This window comes from Pontixanthobacter aestiaquae (assembly GCF_009827455.1).
GTDB lineage: Bacteria > Pseudomonadota > Alphaproteobacteria > Sphingomonadales > Sphingomonadaceae > Pontixanthobacter > Pontixanthobacter aestiaquae.
In genome coordinates this window covers 1,032,292-1,054,607 of record NZ_WTYZ01000001.1, presented here as the reverse complement: position 1 = coordinate 1,054,607, position 22,316 = coordinate 1,032,292, and the positions used below count along the sequence as shown (strand labels likewise).

Annotated in this window: 17 protein-coding genes and 1 tRNA gene; 8 read left to right on the top strand and 10 right to left on the bottom strand. The window is 56.7% G+C overall.

All coding sequences use genetic code 11. The annotated features are described in order from the left end of the window. The 5 genes from GRI35_RS04965 to GRI35_RS04945 all read right to left on the bottom strand — a co-directional run bounded on the left by GRI35_RS04965 (nt 1) and on the right by GRI35_RS04945 (nt 7,326). Nucleotides 1–1,626, bottom strand: coding sequence for an N-acyl-D-amino-acid deacylase family protein (locus tag GRI35_RS04965; protein ID WP_160613142.1), 1,626 nt, complete (start codon nt 1,624–1,626; stop codon nt 1–3). Continuing rightward, entirely contained in the window at nt 1,623–2,816 is a 1,194-nt protein-coding gene (locus GRI35_RS04960) for a M14 family metallopeptidase (protein ID WP_160613141.1), read from the bottom strand. The genes GRI35_RS04965 and GRI35_RS04960 overlap by 4 nt, the downstream gene beginning before the upstream one ends. A gap of 54 nt (nt 2,817–2,870) precedes the next feature. Next, entirely contained in the window at nt 2,871–5,987 is a 3,117-nt protein-coding gene (locus GRI35_RS04955; RefSeq protein WP_160613140.1) for a TonB-dependent receptor domain-containing protein, read from the bottom strand. Nucleotides 5,988–6,122: 135 nt separating this feature from the next. Further along, the gene (locus GRI35_RS04950) at nt 6,123–7,040 is read right to left on the bottom strand and encodes a LysR family transcriptional regulator (protein ID WP_160613139.1); all 918 of its coding nucleotides are present in this window, start codon (nt 7,038–7,040) and stop codon (nt 6,123–6,125) included. A 198-nt stretch (nt 7,041–7,238) separates the two neighbouring features. Beyond that, nucleotides 7,239–7,326, bottom strand: a tRNA-Ser gene (locus GRI35_RS04945). 94 nt (nt 7,327–7,420) lie between these two features. Between GRI35_RS04945 and GRI35_RS04940 the strand changes: the two genes are divergently transcribed. Then, nucleotides 7,421–8,545: a peptidylprolyl isomerase gene (locus tag GRI35_RS04940; protein WP_235900135.1), complete on the top strand. Its 1,125-nt coding sequence runs from the start codon at nt 7,421–7,423 to the stop codon at nt 8,543–8,545. A gap of 96 nt (nt 8,546–8,641) precedes the next feature. Further along, nucleotides 8,642–8,956, top strand: a complete 315-nt coding sequence (locus tag GRI35_RS04935) for a DUF1905 domain-containing protein (protein ID WP_160613138.1) — start codon at nt 8,642–8,644, stop codon at nt 8,954–8,956. Here GRI35_RS04935 and GRI35_RS04930 read toward each other — a convergent pair. The 4 genes from GRI35_RS04930 to hemF form a co-directional block, all read right to left on the bottom strand. Further along, a complete protein-coding gene (locus tag GRI35_RS04930; RefSeq protein WP_160613137.1) occupies nt 8,953–11,043 on the bottom strand; it encodes a RelA/SpoT family protein in 2,091 nt (696 codons plus the stop codon). The genes GRI35_RS04935 and GRI35_RS04930 overlap by 4 nt on opposite strands. Nucleotides 11,044–11,149: 106 nt before the next feature. Then, nucleotides 11,150–13,033, bottom strand: coding sequence for a M1 family metallopeptidase (locus tag GRI35_RS04925; protein WP_160613136.1), 1,884 nt, complete (start codon nt 13,031–13,033; stop codon nt 11,150–11,152). Nucleotides 13,034–13,077: 44 nt separating this feature from the next. Then, on the bottom strand, nt 13,078–13,824 hold the full coding sequence (locus GRI35_RS04920) for a Rieske (2Fe-2S) protein (protein ID WP_160613135.1): 747 nt from the start codon (nt 13,822–13,824) through the stop codon (nt 13,078–13,080). Nucleotides 13,825–13,892: 68 nt separating this feature from the next. Beyond that, a complete protein-coding gene (gene hemF, locus GRI35_RS04915; protein WP_160613134.1) occupies nt 13,893–14,750 on the bottom strand; it encodes an oxygen-dependent coproporphyrinogen oxidase in 858 nt (285 codons plus the stop codon). Between the two features lie 149 nt (nt 14,751–14,899). Here hemF and pdeM point away from each other — a divergent pair, with 149 nt between their 5' ends. Continuing rightward, nucleotides 14,900–15,595: a ligase-associated DNA damage response endonuclease PdeM gene (gene pdeM, locus GRI35_RS04910; RefSeq protein ID WP_160613133.1), complete on the top strand. Its 696-nt coding sequence runs from the start codon at nt 14,900–14,902 to the stop codon at nt 15,593–15,595. Between the two features lie 376 nt (nt 15,596–15,971). Next, nucleotides 15,972–16,493, top strand: a complete 522-nt coding sequence (gene infC, locus GRI35_RS04905; RefSeq protein ID WP_160613132.1) for a translation initiation factor IF-3 — start codon at nt 15,972–15,974, stop codon at nt 16,491–16,493. Between the two features lie 44 nt (nt 16,494–16,537). Here infC and GRI35_RS04900 read toward each other — a convergent pair whose 3' ends face one another. After that, complete coding sequence (locus GRI35_RS04900) at nt 16,538–17,008, bottom strand: Lrp/AsnC family transcriptional regulator (RefSeq protein WP_160613131.1); 471 nt, start codon at nt 17,006–17,008, stop codon at nt 16,538–16,540. Nucleotides 17,009–17,115: 107 nt separating this feature from the next. Between GRI35_RS04900 and GRI35_RS04895 the strand changes: the two genes are divergently transcribed. From GRI35_RS04895 to GRI35_RS04880, 4 genes are all read left to right on the top strand, one after another. After that, nucleotides 17,116–18,297: a methionine gamma-lyase gene (locus GRI35_RS04895; RefSeq protein WP_202390511.1), complete on the top strand. Its 1,182-nt coding sequence runs from the start codon at nt 17,116–17,118 to the stop codon at nt 18,295–18,297. Nucleotides 18,298–18,354: 57 nt separating this feature from the next. Further along, nucleotides 18,355–19,908, top strand: coding sequence for an SLC13 family permease (locus GRI35_RS04890; RefSeq protein WP_160613130.1), 1,554 nt, complete (start codon nt 18,355–18,357; stop codon nt 19,906–19,908). 141 nt (nt 19,909–20,049) lie between these two features. Beyond that, nucleotides 20,050–21,369 carry a cystathionine gamma-synthase family protein gene (locus GRI35_RS04885; RefSeq protein WP_160613129.1) on the top strand — a complete coding sequence of 440 codons (1,320 nt, stop codon included), beginning with the start codon at nt 20,050–20,052 and terminating at the stop codon, nt 21,367–21,369. A 32-nt stretch (nt 21,370–21,401) separates the two neighbouring features. Next, a complete protein-coding gene (locus GRI35_RS04880) occupies nt 21,402–22,301 on the top strand; it encodes an ATP-grasp domain-containing protein (RefSeq protein WP_160613128.1) in 900 nt (299 codons plus the stop codon). Nucleotides 22,302–22,316 lie beyond the last annotated feature (15 nt).

Here is a 22,316-nt window from a genome sequence, read left to right as displayed (position 1 = left end):
TCAGTCGCAGGCAGTTATGCTCGCAGGAGATTGTTTGAGAAGCGGCTTTCCCGACAGAGCGCCAGTGTAGCGGCCATCCTTGATTGCCAGCGCGCCATTAACGAGAAGATGGCGCACCCCTACAGATAGTTCGCGGGGGTTCTGATAGCTGGCTACCGGTGCAAACTCCTCCGGGTCAAACACCACGACATCTGCCGCATAGCCTGGCTTCAGATAGCCACGATCGGTCAGGCCGATAATCTCCGCGGTCTTGCCGCTGCTGCGTCTGATAAAGCGCGCAAGCGGCATGCCCTCTTTTTTCACCAGATCGCGATAGGCTTTGGGAAAGCTGGCATATTTGCGTGGGTGGCCCGTCGATCCGTCTGATCCGGTGACGACCCAGTCCTGTACGGCAAAGGCTGCGATGTCTGCTTCGTTCATATTGAAAGACGCAAGCCGAGCATCACCCTGCTTCAAGATCGCAATCGCGCTATCAACCGGCTCGCGCTCTTCCGTTTTGGCAATGTCGGCCAGAGTGATGCCTGTCACAATATCAATCCCGCCCAGCGGTGCAGTGATCAGCAAACGGTCGGCACCACCGCGTCGCTCCAGCCCAGCGATCATGCCATTGCGTATCCTTTTTGCTTCCTCCTCCACAGAGAGTCGCTCGCGAAGCCTGGCTAACCCGCCCTCAAGTGCCCATCGCGGCACAAGTGCGTTTGAAATGCGCGTACCGGAGGCAGCCCAGGGATATTGGTCAGCAGTAACGCGCAAGCCGTCGGAGCGAGCCTCCTCAATCGCTGCAATCATCTTGGAGCTGTGGCCCCAAACTTCCGGGCCAAGTGCTTTGATATGCGCGATATGCACCGGCAGAGCCGCCTGCACACCAATCTCTATCGTCTCTTGCACCGCGCCGCTCACTGTAATATTATACGTACTCTCGTCGCGCATATGCGTGTCGTAATAGCCGCCGAACTCGCCTGCGATTTTCGCCAGCGCAATCACTTCATCAGTTTTGGCATAATTCTGCGGGACGTAATACAGCCCGGTAGAAAGGCCCCATGCGCCATCGCACATTGCCGAACGCATTGCGGCTTTCATCTGCGTGAGCTCAGTTGAAGTCGGCGCGCGATTGGCGGTGCCCAATACAGCTTCGCGGATCGGCCCAAACCCAGCGAGAAAAGCGACATTGGTGCCTACTCCCATTTGTGCGGTTCGCGAGGCCAGCTCGGCGATATTTGTATCACCGAACCCGTCATTGCCGATAACCACTGTGGTCACGCCCTGATGAGCAAAGGGAAGGTTGGCGCGGCGCATTTCATCGTTCGAAGCAAGATCGCTGGTTGCATGGGTATGCGGATCGATAAAGCCCGGCGCGACGACCAACCCCCGTGCGTCAATTGTGGATACGCCGCGATAGTTAGGACTGTCGTGATCAAAGATGGCGATTATTTCGCCATCATCAATGGCCAGATTGGCAGAGACAGCGTCCCCTCCCGAACCATCATAGATTGCGCCACCTGTAATCAGCAGATCGACCTGTTGCATGATGGTTTGCCCGCTTGCAGCATCAGCCGCCACAGTTTGGCATGAGGCCAAGCCAAGCATGGTTCCCACCGCACAGGCGGCACGGTGCAGACCGATCATGGCTTCGGCGTCGCGAGCAACGTTTCCATCATCGCGATTGCAGATTGTTCACCAATGCGCCGAACCAAGATACGATCCGTCTCATCGCCGATCTCGAACGTAATCGCAGGCGCGCCATATGTGTCGAAGATGTGCGCTTTGGAAATTGGTCGCCCTACGGTGTGGCGCGCATCACGGTTCACTTTATAATCCGGCATTAGCTGCTGATACCGCGCGAGCCAATCGCGCGTGAAGAGTGGCGGATCGGTCGGCAATTCATCGGGAATCGTGTAAAAGACGTCCCTGTTGGTTGAATGGAAATCGAGCATCAACCGAAGCTGCTGATCAGGATTGTTTGCTATTTCTTCGAGCAAACCTTGCATCAGCTTGGTCTCAGGCTGAGTGAATGGTCCCCAATCCCGGTTCAGATCAACCCCGCCGGTATTGTGCCGCCAGTGTCCCCGGACGACGCCGTCGGGATTTACCAACGGTACAACCTCGGTGTGGAACCGCGAGCGATATCGCTTTGCCAGATCGCTATCGCCGAGGAGCGTTTCCACAAAGGGAAACATAGCTAAAGCACCGGTAATTTCTGGCGGATGCTGCCGGCCGACGAGCAAAATCACTTCCTTCTGGCCGCCTGCAGGATCGGCAATTGCCATCGCCTCTATATCACGCCCTTCGGCAGATTTCCCCAACAAGCGCCGTGTAGCGGCAGAAGATTGGGTTACGCGGCTCAGCCACGCGTCATAAGTCGATGGCGGTATGATTTCCTGTGCAGCAATAAACACCGGTTGGTTGTTCAGCTTCAGCTTGATCGTCGCCGTTCGATCATCGCCTTCTCCTTCGACGGTCACTGCTTTCGGCGGAATATATTCCCACGAGATGCCATCAGTGCTCATCTTGGGCCAATATCGGTGACCGCATTTGGGGTAATTGAGTTCAACCGTAACGCGGCCTCTACGCGCGGGTGTCAGCCTGAAGGCATACCACGCGCTGCAATTGATCTGACCTTCATCTTCCGGCGCGATGGTCAACGCAAAGCGTTTTTTTCCTTTAACCTGGCAATCGGCAAAGGCACCCGTTGGGAAAGCCTTGTCGACCGTGGCAGCTTTGCTTTCGCATGCAGCCGCGGGCGCTTTAGCAACTTCTGTTGCGCTGGATGTAGTAACAGGTGCCGCCAAGGCAGCAGCAAACAGCACGAAACTCATGCCCGGTTCCTTTCATTGGCGCGGAGCAAGCCGAAGCCTGCCCCGCCAGCCGATTTAGAAGTTCTTGCGAATCGAGAAAGTGAAGTTACGCCCACGGGCGTTGTGTAGGTTACTGAAGAAACCATAACTCTGATCAGCCAGAGGCGGCGCTTCATTCGTGAAATTATTGATACCGAAGCGGATGCGAGTACCGTCGATCGCGCTATCAGTGTCATCAATCGTGTAACTGATCGATGCGTTCATCACGAACCAGTCACTGACGGGATAGAACGATCCTGGATCAGGGTTAGGATTGCCGTTAATATCGTTCGCGTTCTGCGTAACACTATCGTCGAATACTCCACCGACGTAACGACCGAACAGGCTGGCCCGCACCGGTCCAGAGCGCCAGTTGAGCGCGGCAGTCCAGCGCCATTTCGGACGGCCGTTGATTTCGCGAAGTTGGCCGATGTCACTAATTACGATACTGTCGGGCAGAGTGCCATCAGTAACCGCATCAAGCAGTTCCTGCCCGTCCGGCCCGGGCGACTGGAAGAAGCTCTCGAGATATGCCGCATTTGCGGATATCTTGAATTCGCCCAGCTTCCCGATTTCGCCAATGTCATACAACAGCCCGAAATCCATTCCCTTGGTGGTCCGGCTATCCAGATTTAGGTAGGGGTCAAGCACTTGCGAAACGTCGCCAACCGCGTCCAATCCGGTGCCCGCGAATAGCAATATCTGATCAGCGTCGGGCGCTTCGCGGATGACGTTGGGGTTTGTGGTACCGTTCAGCCTGCGCAGCAGATCAAGCGCAATCGCATTGTCATCACCGAACACCCCGACGATGCCATCTTGCTGTACACGCCAATAATCGGCGGTGAGAGTCAAGCCGGGAATGAACGACGGAGTAATTACGACGCCCAAATTGATACTTTCTGTTTCTTCCGGCTGAAGCTGGTCTGTTCCCGACCGTAAGCTGACCGTACCTTCGCCTGCGCAATTATCGAAATTGGCGATTTCGCCTTTTTGTATCTGGGCAAAGCACTGCACATAATCGTCACGCGTATTTACACGGGTAGTGCCCAGATCGTTCACTTGCACAAGGTTTGGTGCACGGAACCCCTGCGACCACGCACCGCGCAGCATCAAGCTGTCGAAGACTGTCCACGACGCAGCGACGCGCGGAACGATTGCGGTTTCCTTGATATCGGAGAAACGTTCGATCCGGCCAGCCAATTGCAGGCTAAGCGCCTGCACCAGCGGAATATCCATGTCGTCCGACACAAGCGGAACGAATGCCTCAGCAAATCCAGACAATACATTGCGACCGCCGCTAGTATCGGGTGACGGGCTTGAGCCCAGCACATCGCTACCGAAAAAATTACCTGTTACCGAATCCGTGAATGTAATCGTTCCATCAAGCCGATCATCACGGTCATCGATAAAGGTTTCGCGGCGAAATTCCACGCCGGTCGCCAACCCGACATCACCGCCTGGCAGCGTAAACAGATCGGACTTCGAAACCTTGAAATCAGCCAAGGCCAAAGTTGTTTCGCCTTTACGAAACACATCGATGGTGATCGAATCAATCGCCGCCTGACTGCTCGGTGTGCAATCGCCCTGCTGCGGAACGGGAAGCGATGGCTCAAAACATCCGCCGTTGAACGGGTTGTAAGCCGTCGGGTCATTGCGGTTAATCGCATTTTGGAACTGGGTGGTCGAAATACGATTTTCTGTAAGATCGGTTTTGTTGGCCTGATGGTAAACAAAGCCGGTATCGAAGTCCCAACCCAAGAGGTCGCCCTTGAAGCCAGCGACAATCCGGAAATCGTTCTTGTCGACAGTGCCCCGACGCGGTCCGCCATCGATCACACGATAGCGCTCCATTATCAAATCGCGCCCGGACGCCGAAACATTGAGCAAGCCGCTGGTCAGACGATTGGGGTTGGGTGATCCATCGAGCAGCGTGGTCGCTCCCAGAGGATTAAAGTAGGCGTTGCGCGAAATGCCAATCGGCACGGCAGTGAGGTTCGCGCTGGATTCGCGCAGCCGACTCGACTTCGAACGATAGAACGACCCCTCGAGATAGAATTCAACTGTATCGCTCAATTCATGATTGAACAACAAAGTCGCATTGTAGCGATCTTTAGTCGAGTATAGCGTCCGGTCAGCGTCGAGATCATAACGCAAAGCGATATCAACCGACGTTCCGTTATCTGCGCAAATTCCACCACCCAAATCCAAACGGCAACCAGAAAAGCTGTTGGGCTGAATTTGGAAGTCATCGTCCCCGATAGTAGTCGATCCGCGTGCGCCAGAGCCTTGAATGTCGAACTGTCCCCAAGGCGTCAGAGTCGATGTATTGCGGAAGTTTGAATCGCCTTCAAAAGGGGTCCCGACAAGGCGCGGATCACCGCGGCGGTCACTGCTGGCGGAATAGAACCTATCAGTAGCGGGTGCGCCATTCTCGTGAAAATAGTTACCATAAAGCGTCAGGTTGCTACGCCCTTCGTTGAAGTCAAACCCCACACCGCCACGAAAGCTCGTATTGTAAAGCCCCGTCCCGTCAGAGACACGGTAATTGGCCTGCGCGAAGCCGCCTGTTCGGTTACCGCGCAGTACAGTATTGACGACCCCAGCAACCGCATCCGCGCCGTAGATCGCAGAAGCACCATCGCGCAGAACTTCGACCCGGCGGACCCCGCCTGGCACGATGGAGTTGGTATCGGGCGAGACCACAGGGACCAGCAATTCGGTCTGGAAACCTGGATCCAGCGTCATGCGCCTTCCGTTGATCAGCAGCAAAGTATTGCCAGTGCCAAGCTCGCGCAGGTTGATCGAGGCGATATCACCGCGCGCGCCATTGACGCCGCCAGTGGTATTCTGTTCGTTGAAAGCGACTGACCCAGCCTGTGGAATTGCTCGGAATAATTCGTCACCCGACGATGGGTTGATCGTTTCGATGGCCTCCTCGTTCAAAACGGTCACCGGCAAAACATCATCGATCTGAGCCCCACGAATCTGCGTACCCGTCACGACGATCACATCATCGTCGGCGCCCGGTTCAGTGCTCACATCAGCGGTGTCTTGAGCAACATCGCCAGTGTCCTGCGCGACTGCGGCTGTACTAAAGCCGGTCAGCGCCGTTCCGCAAAGAAGGCCAATCATAGTGCTGCGTGAAAACTTCATCGTGTATCTCCCCAAATACGACAGGGCTCGCCTTCCGTTCATAAGAATGCGAGCATGTGATTGTCTCCTGCAACATTTGATCCATTATCGCAAACGCAGTGATCGATAATTTCACGGACAGGGTATAGCGCTGGGTTATGGTGCGTTGTGCTGGATGGCAGCAATCCCCTTTGCGAGATCGTTCAACACGCCTTCCAATGCGCCAATTGCTCGTTCCAGCAGCTGTTGATCAGGATGATCTTTGCAATATCCCGCATAGATCGTGAAAGCGGGTAGATCGTCCAACGGATAGCGGTGCAATCCCGCTCCTAGCTGAGAATACGCAGTGAATTGGTCGGTGACCGCCAATCCAGCCCCTTTTCGAACCATCGCCAGTGCAACGTGATATGTGTGGGTCGTCACAACCTTGTTGGGCTTGATTTCGCGATCATCCAGAGCCCGGCTCACTATGGCGGCTAGCGGACCGCTCTCGGTTAGACCAACATAAGCAGTTTCGTGAACCAGAGAGAGATCGATGTGCTTCGTATCGGTTGTCAAGCTGTTGGAAGACACCAAGACAAACCCACCGGTGCCCACTGGCCGCGATTCAACCCCGTGCCGAGCAATCGGTTCGAAGCCTATGCAAAAATCGGCGCGATTCTCAGCCAGAGCCCCCGCAATTTCGTCAGAGTGCAGCGTGGTGAGCTCAACGCTGGAACCAATGGGGCCGCTACTGAGCAACGCCGCGAGTTCGGGTCCAACCGACAGGCTGAGGGATGGCAACACGCCCACACGCAGATGCCCATCTTTACGCTCGCGCATATTCTCCAGCGCCCGATTGAATGACGCAAGGCGGCCGTAGATATCCTCCGCTTCCTGGAACAGTTCGTCCGCTGCGGCAGTTGCGATCAGCCGCCCTTTTATCCGGCGGAAAAGATCAAAACCCAACTGATCTTCGGCGTGGCGCAATACCTTGCTCACCGAAGGCTGCGAAACGTTCAGCTCGCGCGCCGCGCCGCTGATCGAGCCGGTGCGGTACACGTGGTAAAAAATCTCGATTTGCCTTAGCCGCATAAGTCGACATTGCGGCGGCCTATTCCATTTGGCAATAGCAGCCGAGCTAAGTCCTCGTCGGTGATGTGTAGTTTTTTGCGCGTCCTGACCTTACGAAAGTACCGCGCAACAAATGTGGCGCAGGATGCCAGACTTTACCAAATGTCTAACAGTCGATTTGAGGTCGGTCACTCAACGAAATACCAGCACTAAGGTTGGTGGCGGAGACGGAGGGATTCGAACCCTCGATAGGTTGCCCTATACACGCTTTCCAAGCGAGCGCGATCGACCACTCTGCCACGTCTCCGCATCGCCGTTGGGCCTGAGCTTTGGGCGAAGCAGCGCCTCTAGCTTTGTAGGGGGGCTTTCGCAAGACGGTTTCGGGTGGCACTGTGCTTCTTATGAAGAAACAACTCCTGCTGGCCGCCGCCGCATTCGCCCTTGCCGTTCCCACAGCCGCACAGGAGGCTGAGCCGGAGGGGGCACCATCCCCCAACCAGATCGTCAATGCTGCACCAAAAGAGGAGTGGATAAGCATTCCCGCAGAAGATTTGCTGATTATGACGCTTTCGCCGGATGCCAATGGTGAATCGCGCACCGTCACGATCCAGCTGATGCCCGCCCCCTTCAGCCAAGGCTGGGTTGAGAATATCCGCACTTTTGCCCGCGCCAAATGGTATGACAATATTACCGTCAACCGTGTGCAGGACAATTACGTCGTGCAATGGGGCGATCCAAATTACGATAATCCAGAGGCTGAGGGGGAGACAAAAGCGCTGCCGGAGGGACTGCACGCCATTCCTGAAGATTGCTACAAAACAGATTTTGGCAACAATAAGTGCACGTTCACGGTGCCGAATGTGATGGACCTTCTCACAACTGCCGAAGCAGCTGCCGCTGATGCGGAAGCCAGTGCAATATCCGCCGGTCAAGCGTTATTAGACGTCTATGGAAATGAACTTCCAAGTATCGATATAGAGAATACACAAACCTCAACGACCAAAGAAGGTTGGCATGAGCGCGACAGCTATGCACCTTGGGTCGAGTTCTACGCTGGTTGGCCTGTCGCAGCAGAACAAGCGAACACGGATTGGAAATTTTGGCCGGTCCACTGCTACGGCATGGTCGGCGTCGGGCGCAGCTACTCACCCGATACCGGTTCTGGCGCAGAGCTATATACCGTCATCGGTCATGCACCGCGGCATCTGGACCGCAATATCGCACTGGTTGGGCGGATCATTTCGGGAATGGAGAATCTCTCCAGCCTGCCGCGCGGATCGGGTGCGCTGGGCTTCTACACCGAAGAAGAGTTCGACAAACGCACGCCTATCCTCACCGTCCGCGTCGCAAGCGACCTGCCCGAGGATGAGCAGCCTTTGTTCGAATATCTCTCCACCGATAGCGAAACATTCGCAAAATATGCTGACGCTCGCGCCAATCGCCGTGACCCGTTCTTTATCGCACCTGCCGGTGGCGCAGATATTTGCAATATCCCGGTGCCAGTCAGACCCACGCCGAATGGTTAGACACTACCATCGTTATTGCGAGGAGGCGAAGCCGACGCAGCAATCCAGAGTAGGCGCAATACGCTCTGGATTGCTTCGCTGCGCTCGCAATGACGAGTGGAAGTAATCAAGCTGATAACACGGCTTAGCCGTTGGCAGGGCGATCGCGGGACTTACCATCTCGTCTCGATCAAGGGTGACCACGCGGAGGCAATCGCGATGCACGCCCGGATCGAAAAGTTGGAGCTGGGCACAAGACGCGGGTTCGGATCGGTCAAGGTGATGGCGCGCATCGGCGATACGCAGTGGAGCAGCTCGGTCTTTCCTCAGGACAAATCCACAGAGTGGATTCTGCTGGTGAGCAAGAAGGTGATGAAGGCCGAAAATATCGTCAAAGACGATCAGGTTATGGTCGAGCTGGAACTTCTCTAAATCCGCTCTGCCTGTGCCACTGCATCGCTTGCCCGCAATGCGCTGAGAATGCGGGTCAAATGCGCGATATCCTGCACCTCCAGGTCCACCTCATACACACCGAACGGATGCTCGGTCTGCGACAGTGTCAGCATCCGGATATTGGCCATATTCTGTCCGAAGATTCCGGCCATCTCCGCCAATGCGCCCGGCCTATCGTAAAGCGTGGCCCTGATCCGGCCAACTGCGCCCTTAGACTTTTGCCCCCATGACAGGTCGAGCCAGTCGGCATCAATTCCGCTGGCCAGCTCGAAACAATCAATAGCGTGAACCTCTACGCCCTCGCCCTGCTTACGCAGGCCGACAATCCGGTCACCGGGCACCGGATGGCAGCATTCGGCGAGTTGGAAGGCGACGCCGGGAGTTAGGCCCTTGATCGAAATCGCCCGCTCTTGGCTCGACCAATCCTCTGACTCATCCATGTCTGCGGTGCAGCCGGGCACCAGCGCTTCCATGACATCACGGTCCTCGATCTTGGCTGCACCGATGGCGTACATCAGCGCTTCTTCATCCTCCAGTTCGAGACGCTTCACCGCCGCCTTGATTGCTTTCTTGCCAATCTTTGCCGGAACCCGCGCAGCGATTTCATCGAACAACTTGCTGCCGATTTCCGCGACCTCTGCACGTTCTTTCAATCGCACGGATCGGCGGATCGCGGCCCGCGCCTTGCCTGTCACGACAAAGCCAAGCCAGCTCAGCTGCGGCACCGCCTTTTTGCTTTTGATGATCTCTACCACATCGCCATTATTGAGCGGCGTGCGCAGCGGCATATGGCGACCGTTGACTTTCGCACCGACAGTCTGCGCGCCCAGATCGGTGTGCACAGCGAACGCAAAATCGACCGGTGTGGAACCCTTGGGCAATTGATGCAGCGCGCCCTTGGGGCTGAAAGCAAATATCCGGTCTTGGTAAATCGCCATGCGGGTGTGCTCGAGAAGCTCCTCCGCATCATGGCTGGCATCGACAATCTCGATGAGATCGCGCAGCCAACCGACTGCGCCATCAGGGCGATCACCTTGCTTATACGCCCAATGCGCTGCGAGCCCGAATTCGTTGGTCTGGTGCATCTCGCGCGTGCGGATCTGCACCTCCACCCGCATAGAATTTTCGTAAATCAGCGAGGTGTGGAGCGAGCGATAACCATTGTTTTTCGGTGTCGAGAGATAATCTTTGAATTTGCCAGGAATAAACTGCCACGTCGTATGCAAATTGCCGAGCGCAGCGTAGCAATCTGCCTCGCTTTCCGTGATAACGCGAAAAGCCATGATGTCGGTGACTTGCTCGAACGAGACATGCCGCTCGGCCATCTTCTTCCAGATGGAAAACGGGTGCTTTTCCCGCCCCGACACCTCCACATTCAACCCGGCCTCGGCCAGCGATTGCTTGATCGCCAGCGCGATCGCATCGACTTGCCCGCCATCCTGCTTGCGGATTTGCTCCAGCCGCCCGGTTATGGTTTTGAACGCTTCCGGTTCCAGCTGTTCAAATGCGAGAAACTGCATCTCGCGCATATATTCATACATGCCCACGCGCTCTGCCAGCGGAGCATAGATATCCATCGTCTCACGCGCGATCCGGCGGCGTTTCTCCGGATTCTTGATGAAATGCAGCGTCCGCATATTGTGGAGCCGGTCGGCCAGCTTGACCAGCAGCACACGGATATCTTCGGACATTGCCAGCAAGAACTTGCGCAAATTTTCCGCCGCGCGCTCATCCTCGGGCATGGCCTCGATCTTGCTGAGTTTGGTTACGCCATCAACCAACCGCGCGACATCACCGCCGAAATTCGCTTCGATATCCTCTATCGTCGCCAGCGTATCCTCGACCGTGTCGTGGAGCAGCGCGGTGATAATGGTTTCCTGATCGAGCTGCAGATCGGTCATCAGCCCGGCGACCTCTACCGGATGGCTGAAATAGGGATCGCCGCTGGCGCGCTTCTGGCTGCCATGCTTCTGCACCGTATAGACATAGGCACGGTTGAGCAGCGCCTCATCGGCATCGGGGTCATAATCAAGGACCCGCTCTACAAGTTCATATTGGCGCAGCATGAATTGCGAGTGTGCGTATTGCGCCCATAAGCGCAAGCGGAATCAACGTGGAGATGCAAAATGGAAGGCTAGCGGCCTGTCGCGCTCGCGCCTCGATTCCTCAAAATCATCGTGATCCACCAAGTACCAACCCGTCAACGGTGCCCTGCGTCACCGAATGATAGCTAGGCCGGGTCTTCGCATAAGTACGTTTGGCAATCGCCTGACCCCAATCCCCTTGCTCCATCAGCGTCTCGAACAATGGTGCGACAAATTTGCGGCGACCGACATTGGCGAGGAAGGTTTCGGTGGTCGGCACAACCGCTTCGTAGCGATTTTCCAGCGCCAGTTTCAGCCACAGGAACAGCTCTTCATTGTTGTTGTTGGTCGAAAGCTTCAGAGCTTCGTCCAGCGCAGCCAATTCGGCCTCTTTCAACTCGCGGGGCAAGCTGGCGAGGAAGCGTTGGCGTTCGGCGGAAGTCCATTTGGCCCAATCGGCTTCATCCAACGTGCGTTCATCCGCAAAAGCCTGTGCCGCTGCATCGACCTCGGCGAATGCAGCCGGATCAGGTTTCGCAACATTGCTGGGCAGGCCCGGCTCATAAATCCATTCGCGCAGCATCAGCTTCTCTGCCTCAGCTTCATCCTTGACTAGATTTTCCTGCAAATCGGCAAGGATCATCGCGCTCGTGGCCGGTTGGAACGCGTGATTGTCGAACCATTGCTGGAGCCAGGCGTCGAACCGGTCACGGCCGACAATGCTCTCTACCGTGCGCAGGAAATAGGCGCCTTTGTCATAGACAATCGCGCTGCCGATTGAGTCGACATTGACCTCTTGGTGCAGCGCAGTTCCAGGGGCATCCATCCCCACTTCGGCCAGCGTCTCTTCAATCGCCGCGAAGCTGAGCGCGGCTTCTTGGTCTGCGCGCTTCTTGCCGTAGATTTCCTCGACAATGCGGTTCTCGAAATAGGAGGTAACACCCTCATTGAGCCAGCTATCGGTCCAGTTGGCATTGGTCACCAAATTGCCCGACCAGCTATGCGCCAGTTCGTGTGCAATCAAGCCGGTCAGACTGCGATCACCCGCGATGAATGTTGGCGTGAGAAATGTCATCACCGGATTTTCCATCCCGCCATAGGGGAATGCCGGAGGCAGCACGATCATATCGTAACGGCCCCAACGGTATTCGCCGTATAGCTTCTCCGCCGCATCGATCATCGCCTCGGTGTCGGACAGTTCGGCAGCGGCCGCTTCAATCATCGAAGGCTCGCTCCACACACCGGAACGCGGGCCCAGTTCCTGAAACACAATATCACCTGCCGCAATCGCGATCAGATAGGGCGCAACGGGTTTGTCCATTTCAAATGTGAACGCACGGCGATTGTCATCCAGCACTTCGGGCTCATCACCCGCAAGGCCTGACATCACTACGGTCAGGTCCTCCGGCGCAGTGATGCGCGCGGACCATGTCTGGCGGATACCGGGGCTATCCTGGGTCGGAATCCAGGTTCGGTTAAGCGTCGCCTGACCTTGGCTGAACAAATAGGGATGCTCGCCGCCTGCGGTCTGCTCGGGCGTCAGCCATTGCAGCGCCGCAGCATCTTTGGCCGAATAGCTGATGGTCAGTTCACGGGCCTTGCCCATGGTCACCGTCAGCGGCGCACCTTTACCCTCGACCACTTCACCAACGGAATATTCAAGCGGCTTGCCTTCGCCGTCAGTGATCGTTTCGACCGTGTACCCGTCATTGTCGAGTACAACCGTATCGACATCAGGCTCGGCAATAATGTCGAGCATCGCACTGCCGGAGACCATCTGCTGCTCGAAATCGAGCTCGAGATCGAGATCGACATGCGTAACCCGCGCCTTCTGCGGCTCGGCAAATGTCTGAATATCGACCGCATCTTCGCTGGTCAGGATCGGCGCGACTTTGGGCGCATTGGTGTCGCCGCTCTCTGAAAGCCCGCAGGCAGACAAAAACAGCAGGCTGGCAGCAGCGAGAAAACGCATGGAAAACTCCGGGGTCAATTTTTGTGTTGGCTTCGAATGGCCGATCATTCGCCTATGAACAAGTGTCCATCGACCAACCGAATGACGGGAGGCGAAGGTAAGGCGCCGCACCGCCCCTCCTGCTCGGCCCCGTCGGCCAGATCGAAGCGGTATGCATGCCATGGGCAAGTGATCGTGCCGTCCTTAGAGATATCGGCATCACCCAATGGCCCAAGCATATGGGGACACATCGCAGCATGGGTAATCCATTCGCCCTTGTGATGGCGAACCACAAAGCGGCCAGAAGATAATTCGACTGGATGCGACATCCCTCGGTCCAGCTCGGTTTCCGGGCCAAGATCGGCAGTTTCAGGAGCGGCTTTACGGGCTTCCTTGCGTTTATCCAGCGCATCCTGACGCGCAGACATCAACGCTTCATCCTCGTCATATAGCATCTTGTACTGCGCCTGCAGATAACCGAGAATCATCGACGCTTGCTCCTCCGTTTCCGGAGCTTGCGGCAGATAGAACCGCACATCCACCTCGATAGCGCGCGGGTCATCGGCGCTCTTCTGCGTCGCCTGCGTGTGGATTTGCACACCCTCGCCCGTGCCCTCCATCACCGTGGTCGCCCAATAATGATTAGGCCGGTCGACCAGCAATTCCACTACCTGCTCCCCGCCGCCAGCCGCAGGCGGGAGCGTAGTCTTGCAGCGCCACCCCCATTCGCCCTCGTCGATCAGTTCGATGTGGGCAAAAGAGGACGGATGGACGAACGGAAGATGCTCCCAATCATATGCATTCTCCATCATCCGGCTCAGGGACACAGGAATGCTGCGGGTGTAATTGCCGAGGAGGTGTGGCTCCGTCGGTTTGACGATCACGTCCACACCGCTTCAGGCGGCAGGCTCATCAGGATCGCGTCGATATTGCCGCCGGTCTTTAGGCCAAACAATGTTCCGCGATCATATACCAAGTTAAACTCGGCATAACGCCCTCGCCATTCCAGTTGTTGCAGCTTCTCGCCATCGGTAAAGCCGGACTCCATCCGGCGGCGGACGAGTTTGGGGTAGATGTCGAGAAAGGTCTTTCCGACATCTTGCGTAAAGGCGAAATTGCGCTCGAACGCGGCATCATCATCGCATTCCAGATGATCGTAGAAAATCCCGCCGACACCGCGATGGCATTGGCGGTGGGGGATGTAGAAATACTCATCCGCCCATTTTTTAAACCGGTCGTAATAAGTCGGGTTATGGCCCGCACAGGCCGCGCGAAATGCAGCGTGGAAGTCGGCCGTGTCTTCATCATAGGGGATGGGCGGGTTGAGATCGGCACCGCCACCGAACCAGGCCTTCTCGGTCGTCAAAAAGCGCGTATTCATATGCACGGCAGGCACATGCGGGTTCGCCATGTGTGCCACCAGGCTGATGCCCGTCGCAGTGAAGCCGGGGTTCTCCGCACTCGCGCCGTTTACTTGTGAGGCAAAATCCGGCGAGAAACGGCCGCTGACGGTCGAGACGTTCACGCCGACCTTCTCGAACACTTTGCCTTTCATCAGCCCTTGGACGCCGCCGCCGGGATGATCATTTCCGTCTTCCTCCCGGTCCCAAGATGTAAACTCGAACGAGGCATCGCTGCCTGCATCGCGCTCGACCGATTCAAACGCATTGCAGATATCGGTGCGCAGAGTTTCGAACCATTGTTTGGCGCGGGCTGTGTGGTCGGTGTGATCGGTCATGTTTCTCAATCTAATTGTGGAGCGAAAAGAAGCGTCGCTCTCGGGCAAGATGTCCTGCGCGTACCACAACTGAGTGCCGCATAGTTTGATGCAAATCAACTGTTTCAAATGGCCTTGCCAAGCCCGCGTTGCTGCTGCACATGCAGTGCATGGTTCCCCTTTCGTTCGCCAATCAGGAATTCGCACTCACAACCAGCGGCGCGCTATTTTGGCGTGCAGAATCCGCGTTGCTGGTGGCTGATCTGCATCTGGAGAAAGCCAGCTTCTACGCCAAGCATGGCCAGATGCTGCCGCCCTATGACAGCCGCGAAACGCTGGCACGCATCGCTGAAGCCATTCGCGAAACCGGTGCGCAGCGTGTATTCACTCTGGGCGACAATTTCCACGATAGCGAAGGATCGTCTCGTCTGGAGCCTCACGCTGCAGGAATGCTGTCCGCGCTCACCCGCGCCGTCGATTGGGTGTGGATCACCGGCAATCACGATCCGCACATGGAAGCCCAAGCGGGGGGCGCAATTGCGGAAGAGCTTGAAGTGGCCGGTATGATCCTGCGTCACCAGGCAAAAGCAGGAGAGATGCGACCAGAATTTTCAGGCCACTATCACCCCCGTTTGCAACTCCACGTTAGGAAGCGCTTCATTCGCCGACCATGTGCGGTTGTTAGCCGAGGGGAAAATGGAGGCCGGATGATTCTCCCGGCGTTCGGTGCATTGACCGGAGGAATGGATGCGAAAGATCCGGTAATACTGGATGCGATGCAGCCCGCAGACCGGATTGATGCGGTGCTGCCTGCTGGCGGAAAGCTCGCGCGGTTCCCGTTGTGGCGAGCGGAGTCTCTTGTTTAGGCGGCTCAGTCGCCGGGCGGAATGCATCCGAATTTGTTTCGGCTACGCTTAACGACGGCGCGCGGTCGCGCTCGCGGTCCACCTGTCGTGGACCGATCTATTCCAAGCCATCCCAACATGTCGCACGTCCGGTTCGCGGCTAGCGAACCGCAAGGCCGGAGTCGAAGCCGAAGGCGCAGACGGCCAAAGGCCACCTGCACGGCCGCCCGAGCTCATGCGAGGTGGGCAGGCGAGCCGGATGGCTCGCGACCGGCGACTGGGGGACTAAAACAAAAGACTCTTTCACCCCCTAGCGCTCCGACAGATTCCCTCCTAAGTAACGCCCACAACACATGGTCAATCAGGAGAATACCCCATAGCCCGTCCACCTCGGCGCATGAACACCCCGCCTACCAAGAGCGGCCCGCGCTACGATAATTTCATTCAGAGCGACAAAGTTCGCGTAATCGACGACCAAGGCGAGAACCTTGGCGTTATGTACACCAAAGAAGCGATCGAGCAGGCGGCAGAAGTCGGCCTGAATCTCGTTGAGGTCAGCCCCAACGCGGACCCGCCGGTGTGCAAGTTCCTCGATGTCGGCAAATACCGTTTTGAAGCGCAGAAAAAAGCCAATCTCGCGCGCAAAAGCCAGAAAACGCAGGACATCAAAGAAGTCAAAATGCGCCCTAATATCGACACGCATGATTATGACGTGAAGATGCGCAATGTCTTCAAATTCATCGATAATGGCGACAAAGTAAAAGTCACTTTGCGCTTCCGTGGACGCGAAATGGCGCACCAGAATTTGGGCATGGATCTGCTTAAGCGCGTGCAGGATGACACAGCCGAAGTCGCCAAGATAGAGGCATTCCCGCGCCTGGAAGGCCGGCAAATGCTGATGGTGCTGTCCCCGAAGTAAGGCGATCCTCACAGTCGATTGTCTATGTCATCTTCCGGCCCGGCTCAGTCGGGTCGGGGATACACGGTCGTGTGCTTGATCTTGTCGATCGCAAAATTCGAATCGATAGAGGCAATTCCAGGAATCACCTGTATTTCACGGCGCAGGAACCGATCGTAATGATTGAGGTCGGCCAGCACTACACGAAGCAGGTAGTCGGTCGCACCCGAAACGACATAGCAATCGAGCACATTGTCCAGCGCCGTGACCGCCTTTTCAAAACCCATCACGATATCGTGGGTGTGCGATTGCAGGCGGATTTCCATAAAAACTGTTATCGGCAAACCGTAACGCTCGCCGTCGACCTGCGCGCTGTAGCCAGTGATAATATTGGCAAGTTCCAGTTTGCGCATCCGCCGCAAGCATGGCGAGGGCGAAAGGCCGACCGCTTCGGCAAGCTCCAGATTGGTCAACCTGCCGTTCTTTTGCAGAGCGCCGATAATTGCGTAGTCGATCCGGTCAAGTTTTTCGAGCATATTGGTATATTATGCCAATAATTGATATTTATGAAGCTAAATTTGGCAGCACATAGCGCTCGATTAGCGATATTGGCTGTGGCAGAAAAATGAAAGGTTCTGCCATAATGCACACGTCCGGTTTCGCCACACGCGCTATACATTCGGGGTACGACCCAGAAAGCGAGCAAGGGGCCCTGTGCCCGCCGCTACATCTGACCTCCACATTCACCGCACCAACCGCCGACGAAATGGGCGCGCGCTTTGCCGGAGAAGTCGATGGGCATTTTTATTCGCGCATTTCCAATCCCACGCTTGATCTGCTCGAACGCAGAATGTCGGCGCTCGAGGGCACCGAAGCTGCACTAGCCACCGCGTCGGGTATGGGCGCGATCACCGCGACATTGTGGAGCCTGTTGAAACCGGGCGACGAAATATTGGTTGATCGCACGCTGTATGGGTGCACCTTCGCATTTCTCAGGCATGGGTTGTCGCGCTTCGGTATAAAAGTCAGGACGGTCGATATGACCAACAGCGATCGCCTGATCGAAAGCGTCAATGATAGCACCAAGGTCGTTTATTTCGAGACGCCCGCGAATCCTAATATGCGGCTCGTCGATATCGCGAGCGTATCGAAATTGGCCCATGTCCATGGTGCCAAGGTGATCGTCGATAACACATACGCGACGCCTTTTCTCACACGGCCGGTTTCGCTCGGGGCGGATCTGGTGATCCATTCAGCAACCAAATATCTCGGCGGTCATGGCGATCTAGTGGCAGGGATAGTGGCGGGCCGAACGGAACTAATCGAGCAAATTCGCCTTTACGGCCTGAAGGACATGACCGGTGCGGTCATGTCCCCGTTTACCGCGATGCTCGTTTTGCGGGGACTGAAAACCCTCGATTTACGAATGCAGCGCCATTGCAGCAATGCGGCAGCGGTGGCCGCGTTCCTGAAGCAGCAGGACCAGATCGCGGACGTCTACTATCCCGGATTGCAAGATTTTCCGCAACATATGCTAGCCAAACGGCAGATGGACGATTTCGGAGGAATGATTGCGTTTGAAATGACCGGTGGTCTGCAAGCAGGCAAAAAACTGATCGACAGTTTGCAGATGATCCACTGCGCAGTGAGCCTGGGCGATGCCGAAACTCTGATCCAGCACCCCGCGAGCATGACACACAGCACCTATGAGCCAGAGGAACGCGTTGAACACGGAATACCCGATGGACTGATACGCCTTTCTGTCGGTCTGGAGACGATCAGCGATATTCTTGACGATCTGGACCGAGCTCTCCGAATGGTTTGACACCTATTCCCATCAGGAACATGTCGCGGTATCGCTCCACCCAGTCAGGGGAAGCGAATGACAGCACGACATATCGGGTTCGTTTTTGGCCTTATGGCCTTTGCGCTGACACTGATTGTTCCAGCGCCTGCCGGAATGCCGCAGCAGGCATGGCTGGTCGCGGGCCTTGTCGTGTGGATGGCCGCATGGTGGATGACCGAAGCGATCCCGTTGACGGCCACAGCATTGCTACCATTTCTGGTGCTTCCCTTTGCAGGCGTTCTCACAGCTAGGGAAACCGCCAGCGCCTATTACGCGCCGATTCTGTTTCTTATCTTGGGCGGTGCGTTTATCGCGCTCGCTATCGAGCGGACCGGGTTACACCGGCGATTGTCGCTGGCGATTTTGAGCACTGTCGGCGGAGGCCAGGCTTTGCCTGCCCGCACATCGCGCTGGTTGCTGGCGATCATTATCAGCACATCTTTGCTGTCGATGCTGATCTTCAATGCGCCGATCAGCTTACTGGTGATGGTGCTGGCGATAGCGATCATCGCGGGACTTATGCTGGCCAATGCAGAAAAGCTGCTGCTTGCCTTCATGGTCAGCGCTGCGGTGCTGTCGATGCTCATATCCAATACCTCAACCGCGCTGATCATGATGCCGATGGCGCTGGCGGTTCTGGCCGGCGGAGGTTTGGCAGATGAGGACCGTAGCGGTTTGGCCGGTGCCCTGCCAATGGGGATCGCTTTTGCGGCCTCAATTGGCGGTCTGGGGACCATCGTCGGCTCGCCGACAAACGGCATCGCTGTCGCATTGCTCGACAGCATGATCGGGGTGCAGATCGGCTTCGCGGAATGGGCTGCGTTCGGCATACCCATCGTCATTGTCGGCGTGCCGATTGCCGCCATGATTATCGCGCGGGTGCAGAAAGTGTCTGCCTATCACTTCGATGTTGAGGCCGCGCGCGAAGCTATTGCTACCAATGTGAAATGGAGCGCGCCCGAGCGCCGACTGCTACCCATCATCGCAATCACATTCCTGCTGTGGATGTCGGGGCCGTGGCTCAAACCCATGCTGCCTGCCGGAGCGCTGACCGACGGAACGATTGCCATCGCCGCGGGCATCGCGCTGTTTATCCTTCCCGACGGAACGGGTCGCCCGTTGCTGACATGGCAAGAGGCCGACCGCGCACCATGGGGTGTTATCATGATGTTCGGCGGAGGCTTGGCACTTGCCGCTGGAATGGGCGCATCGGGGCTCGCCGAGTGGTTAGGCAACGCCTTGCTGCCGCTCACTACCGTGCCATTGGTCCTTGTCGCACTTGCGCTGGTTGCAATGGTTGTGCTGATCACGGAATTCGCCAGCAATGTCGCAACCGCCAGCGCAATTATCCCGGTAGTCGCTAGCCTCACGGTGGCGATGGGCGTCGATCCGGTCTTACTCGCCATGCCCGCCGCGCTCGCTGCAAGTTGGGGTTTTATGCTGCCTGCCGGAACCGGCCCCAATGCAATCGCCTGGTCAACCGGGCGGATCAGATTACCGCGTATGGTCGGGGCCGGAATCATCCTTGATATCGTAGGGATATTCCTGATCGTCGGACTGGTGTGGACCGTTGCCGCGCTCTTTGCTTGAACAGCTTAGTTACAAATGATACCGGATTTTCCGTAAGAGGTTGTTCGGGAGATGCGTTCCTGCGGAGGTTAGGAACGGGGAGCCCGATGACCTTTCTGGCTCCTGCCTTCCTGGGAGCATATGATTAGGAAGAGCCATCCCATGAGTGATGCAACCGACGCCGTCGACACCCCAACCCCGCGCCGCAATCCCAAGCCCGAAGCCAAAACCATTGGCGGGCGCGAGATGAAGCCCAGCACACTGATGATGGGGCATGGTTATGATCCAGCTCTGTCCGAAGGTTCGCTGAAAGCACCGATCTTTCTGACATCGACCTTCGCGTTTGAAAATTCGGCTGCGGGCAAACGCCACTTCGAAGGCATTACCGGCAAGCGTCCGGGCGGCGCCGAGGGCCTTGTCTATTCGCGCTTCAACGGACCCAATCAGGAAATCCTCGAAGACCGGTTGAGTATCTGGGACGGCGCGGAAGACGCTCTGTCATTCTCCAGCGGCATGACCGCGATCACCGTGATGATGCTGGCCTATTGCAATGCTGGGGATGTCATCGTCCACTCTGGACCGCTCTATGCTGCGACTGAAGGTTTCGTTGCCAAAGTCATGAGCAAATACGGTGTTACCTATGTCGATTTCCCCGCAGGCGCGACCCGCGAGGAAATTGATGCCATTCTGACCAAAGCCAAAGCACAGGCTGCCGAGCAAGGCGGTAAAGTCGCGATGGTCTATCTCGAAAGCCCCGCCAACCCGACCAATGCTCTGGTCGATGTCGAGGCGGTACGCGATTCCCGCGACGCAATTCTGGATGCGGACGAAACACCGATCACTATCGACAATACTTTCCTTGGCCCGCTGTGGTCACGTCCGCTTGATCATGGCGCCGATGTGGTGATCTACTCGCTGACCAAATATGTCGGCGGGCATTCGGATCTGGTGGCGGGCAGCATTGCCGGCGCGAAAAAGTGGATGGACCCGGTTCGCGCGCTGCGCAACACGATGGGCGGGATTGCCGATCCCAACACAGCATGGATGCTGCTGCGCTCGCTCGAGACGGTGGAACTGCGGATGCAGCGCGCGGGCGAAAATGCGGAGAAGGTTTGCGCCTTTCTGCGCGATCATCCCAAGGTAGAGAAAGTCGGCTATCTCGGCTTTATCGAAGACGAACGCCAGAAAGATATCTTCAACCGTCTCTATAGCGGCGCAGGCAGCACCTTCTCGCTGTTCGTCAAAGGCGGTGAGGCCGAGGCATTCCGTTTCCTCGACAGCATGAAGATTGCAAAACTCGCGGTAAGCCTCGGCGGGACCGAAACGCTCGCCAGCCTGCCGGCAGCCATGACTCACTTGTCCGTTCCCGACGAGCGTAAAGCGCAGCTCGGCATAACCGACAATCTGGTGCGTATTTCTATCGGTATAGAAGACCCGGACGATCTGATCGCCGACTTCGATCAGGCATTGGCTCAAGTGTAAGAGACACAATTGGTGTTTAAGGGCAGGCGACTATGAAAATCGGCTTTCTCGCCTGCCCCGGCACCATGCCACCGGCAAGCGCTGCGACCGGCGCGAAGCGTCGGGGCGACGCATATGAACATGATCTTCAAGTGGCAGCGCTGCGCCCTGCGCTTGAGGAGCGCGGCGGCTCGCTGACCGAGATCGACTGGCATTCTCCACTCGAAGATTGTGTCCGGTTCGATCTGGTGCTGCTAGGCACTGTGTGGGATTATCAGGACCATGCAGATAGCTTCCTCGCCAAAATTGAAGCGATCGCGGCCAGCGGCGTTATGGTTTGCAATGCGCCCGAGCTGGTTCGGTGGAACATCGATAAGATATATCTGAAAGAACTCGCCGAAAACGGTGCGCTTACCATTCCTACTGTGTGGTCCGATAATCCCGGATACGCGGATATCGCTGGTGCCTTCGACCATTTCGAGTGCGATAGGGTGGTCGCAAAGCTGCGCGTCAGCGGCGGGGCGGAAGGCCAGCACTCCTTTTCTCGAGATCATATGCCCGCCAGAGATTGGCGCATGGGAGGAGGGGCGATGATCCAGCCCTTCCTTCCCGCCATCCAGGAAGAGGGCGAGCTGTCCTTCATCTTTATCGATGGGGCATTTTCTCATGCCATCCTGAAAACTGCTGCCACAGGCGAATACCGCATCCAGTCGCTCTATGGCGGTCAGGAAACGCAGATCACGCCGTCAGATAGCGACATCGCGGCTGCTTTGTCCGTGCTGTCTTCGTTGCCCGGCGATACGCCGCTCTATGCGCGGATCGATATGCTCCGTGCGGATGGTGGCGGGTTGATGGTCATGGAAGCTGAGGTGATTGAACCCTTCCTCTATCCCGTGCAGGGTCCGGATTTGGGCGCACGCATGGCGGAGGCTATCGCCGCGCGGCTGAAATAGCACAGAGGGGCACAC

Excerpts from the sequence above, each read along its gene's own strand:
- GRI35_RS04965 (WP_160613142.1), bottom strand. The coding sequence starts at position 1,626 with ATGATCGGTCTGCACCGTGCCGCCTGTGCGGTGGGAACCATGCTTGGC.
- GRI35_RS04960 (WP_160613141.1), bottom strand. The coding sequence starts at position 2,816 with ATGAGTTTCGTGCTGTTTGCTGCTGCCTTGGCGGCACCTGTTACTACA.
- GRI35_RS04955 (WP_160613140.1), bottom strand. The coding sequence starts at position 5,987 with ATGAAGTTTTCACGCAGCACTATGATTGGCCTTCTTTGCGGAACGGCG.
- GRI35_RS04950 (WP_160613139.1), bottom strand. The coding sequence starts at position 7,040 with ATGCGGCTAAGGCAAATCGAGATTTTTTACCACGTGTACCGCACCGGC.
- GRI35_RS04940 (WP_235900135.1), top strand. The coding sequence starts at position 7,421 with ATGAAGAAACAACTCCTGCTGGCCGCCGCCGCATTCGCCCTTGCCGTT.
- GRI35_RS04930 (WP_160613137.1), bottom strand. The coding sequence starts at position 11,043 with ATGCTGCGCCAATATGAACTTGTAGAGCGGGTCCTTGATTATGACCCC.
- GRI35_RS04925 (WP_160613136.1), bottom strand. The coding sequence starts at position 13,033 with ATGCGTTTTCTCGCTGCTGCCAGCCTGCTGTTTTTGTCTGCCTGCGGG.
- GRI35_RS04920 (WP_160613135.1), bottom strand. The coding sequence starts at position 13,824 with ATGATGGAGAATGCATATGATTGGGAGCATCTTCCGTTCGTCCATCCG.
- hemF (WP_160613134.1), bottom strand. The coding sequence starts at position 14,750 with ATGACCGATCACACCGACCACACAGCCCGCGCCAAACAATGGTTCGAA.
- pdeM (WP_160613133.1), top strand. The coding sequence starts at position 14,900 with ATGGTTCCCCTTTCGTTCGCCAATCAGGAATTCGCACTCACAACCAGC.
- infC (WP_160613132.1), top strand. The coding sequence starts at position 15,972 with ATGAACACCCCGCCTACCAAGAGCGGCCCGCGCTACGATAATTTCATT.
- GRI35_RS04900 (WP_160613131.1), bottom strand. The coding sequence starts at position 17,008 with ATGCTCGAAAAACTTGACCGGATCGACTACGCAATTATCGGCGCTCTG.
- GRI35_RS04895 (WP_202390511.1), top strand. The coding sequence starts at position 17,116 with ATGCACACGTCCGGTTTCGCCACACGCGCTATACATTCGGGGTACGAC.
- GRI35_RS04890 (WP_160613130.1), top strand. The coding sequence starts at position 18,355 with ATGACAGCACGACATATCGGGTTCGTTTTTGGCCTTATGGCCTTTGCG.
- GRI35_RS04885 (WP_160613129.1), top strand. The coding sequence starts at position 20,050 with ATGAGTGATGCAACCGACGCCGTCGACACCCCAACCCCGCGCCGCAAT.
- GRI35_RS04880 (WP_160613128.1), top strand. The coding sequence starts at position 21,402 with ATGAAAATCGGCTTTCTCGCCTGCCCCGGCACCATGCCACCGGCAAGC.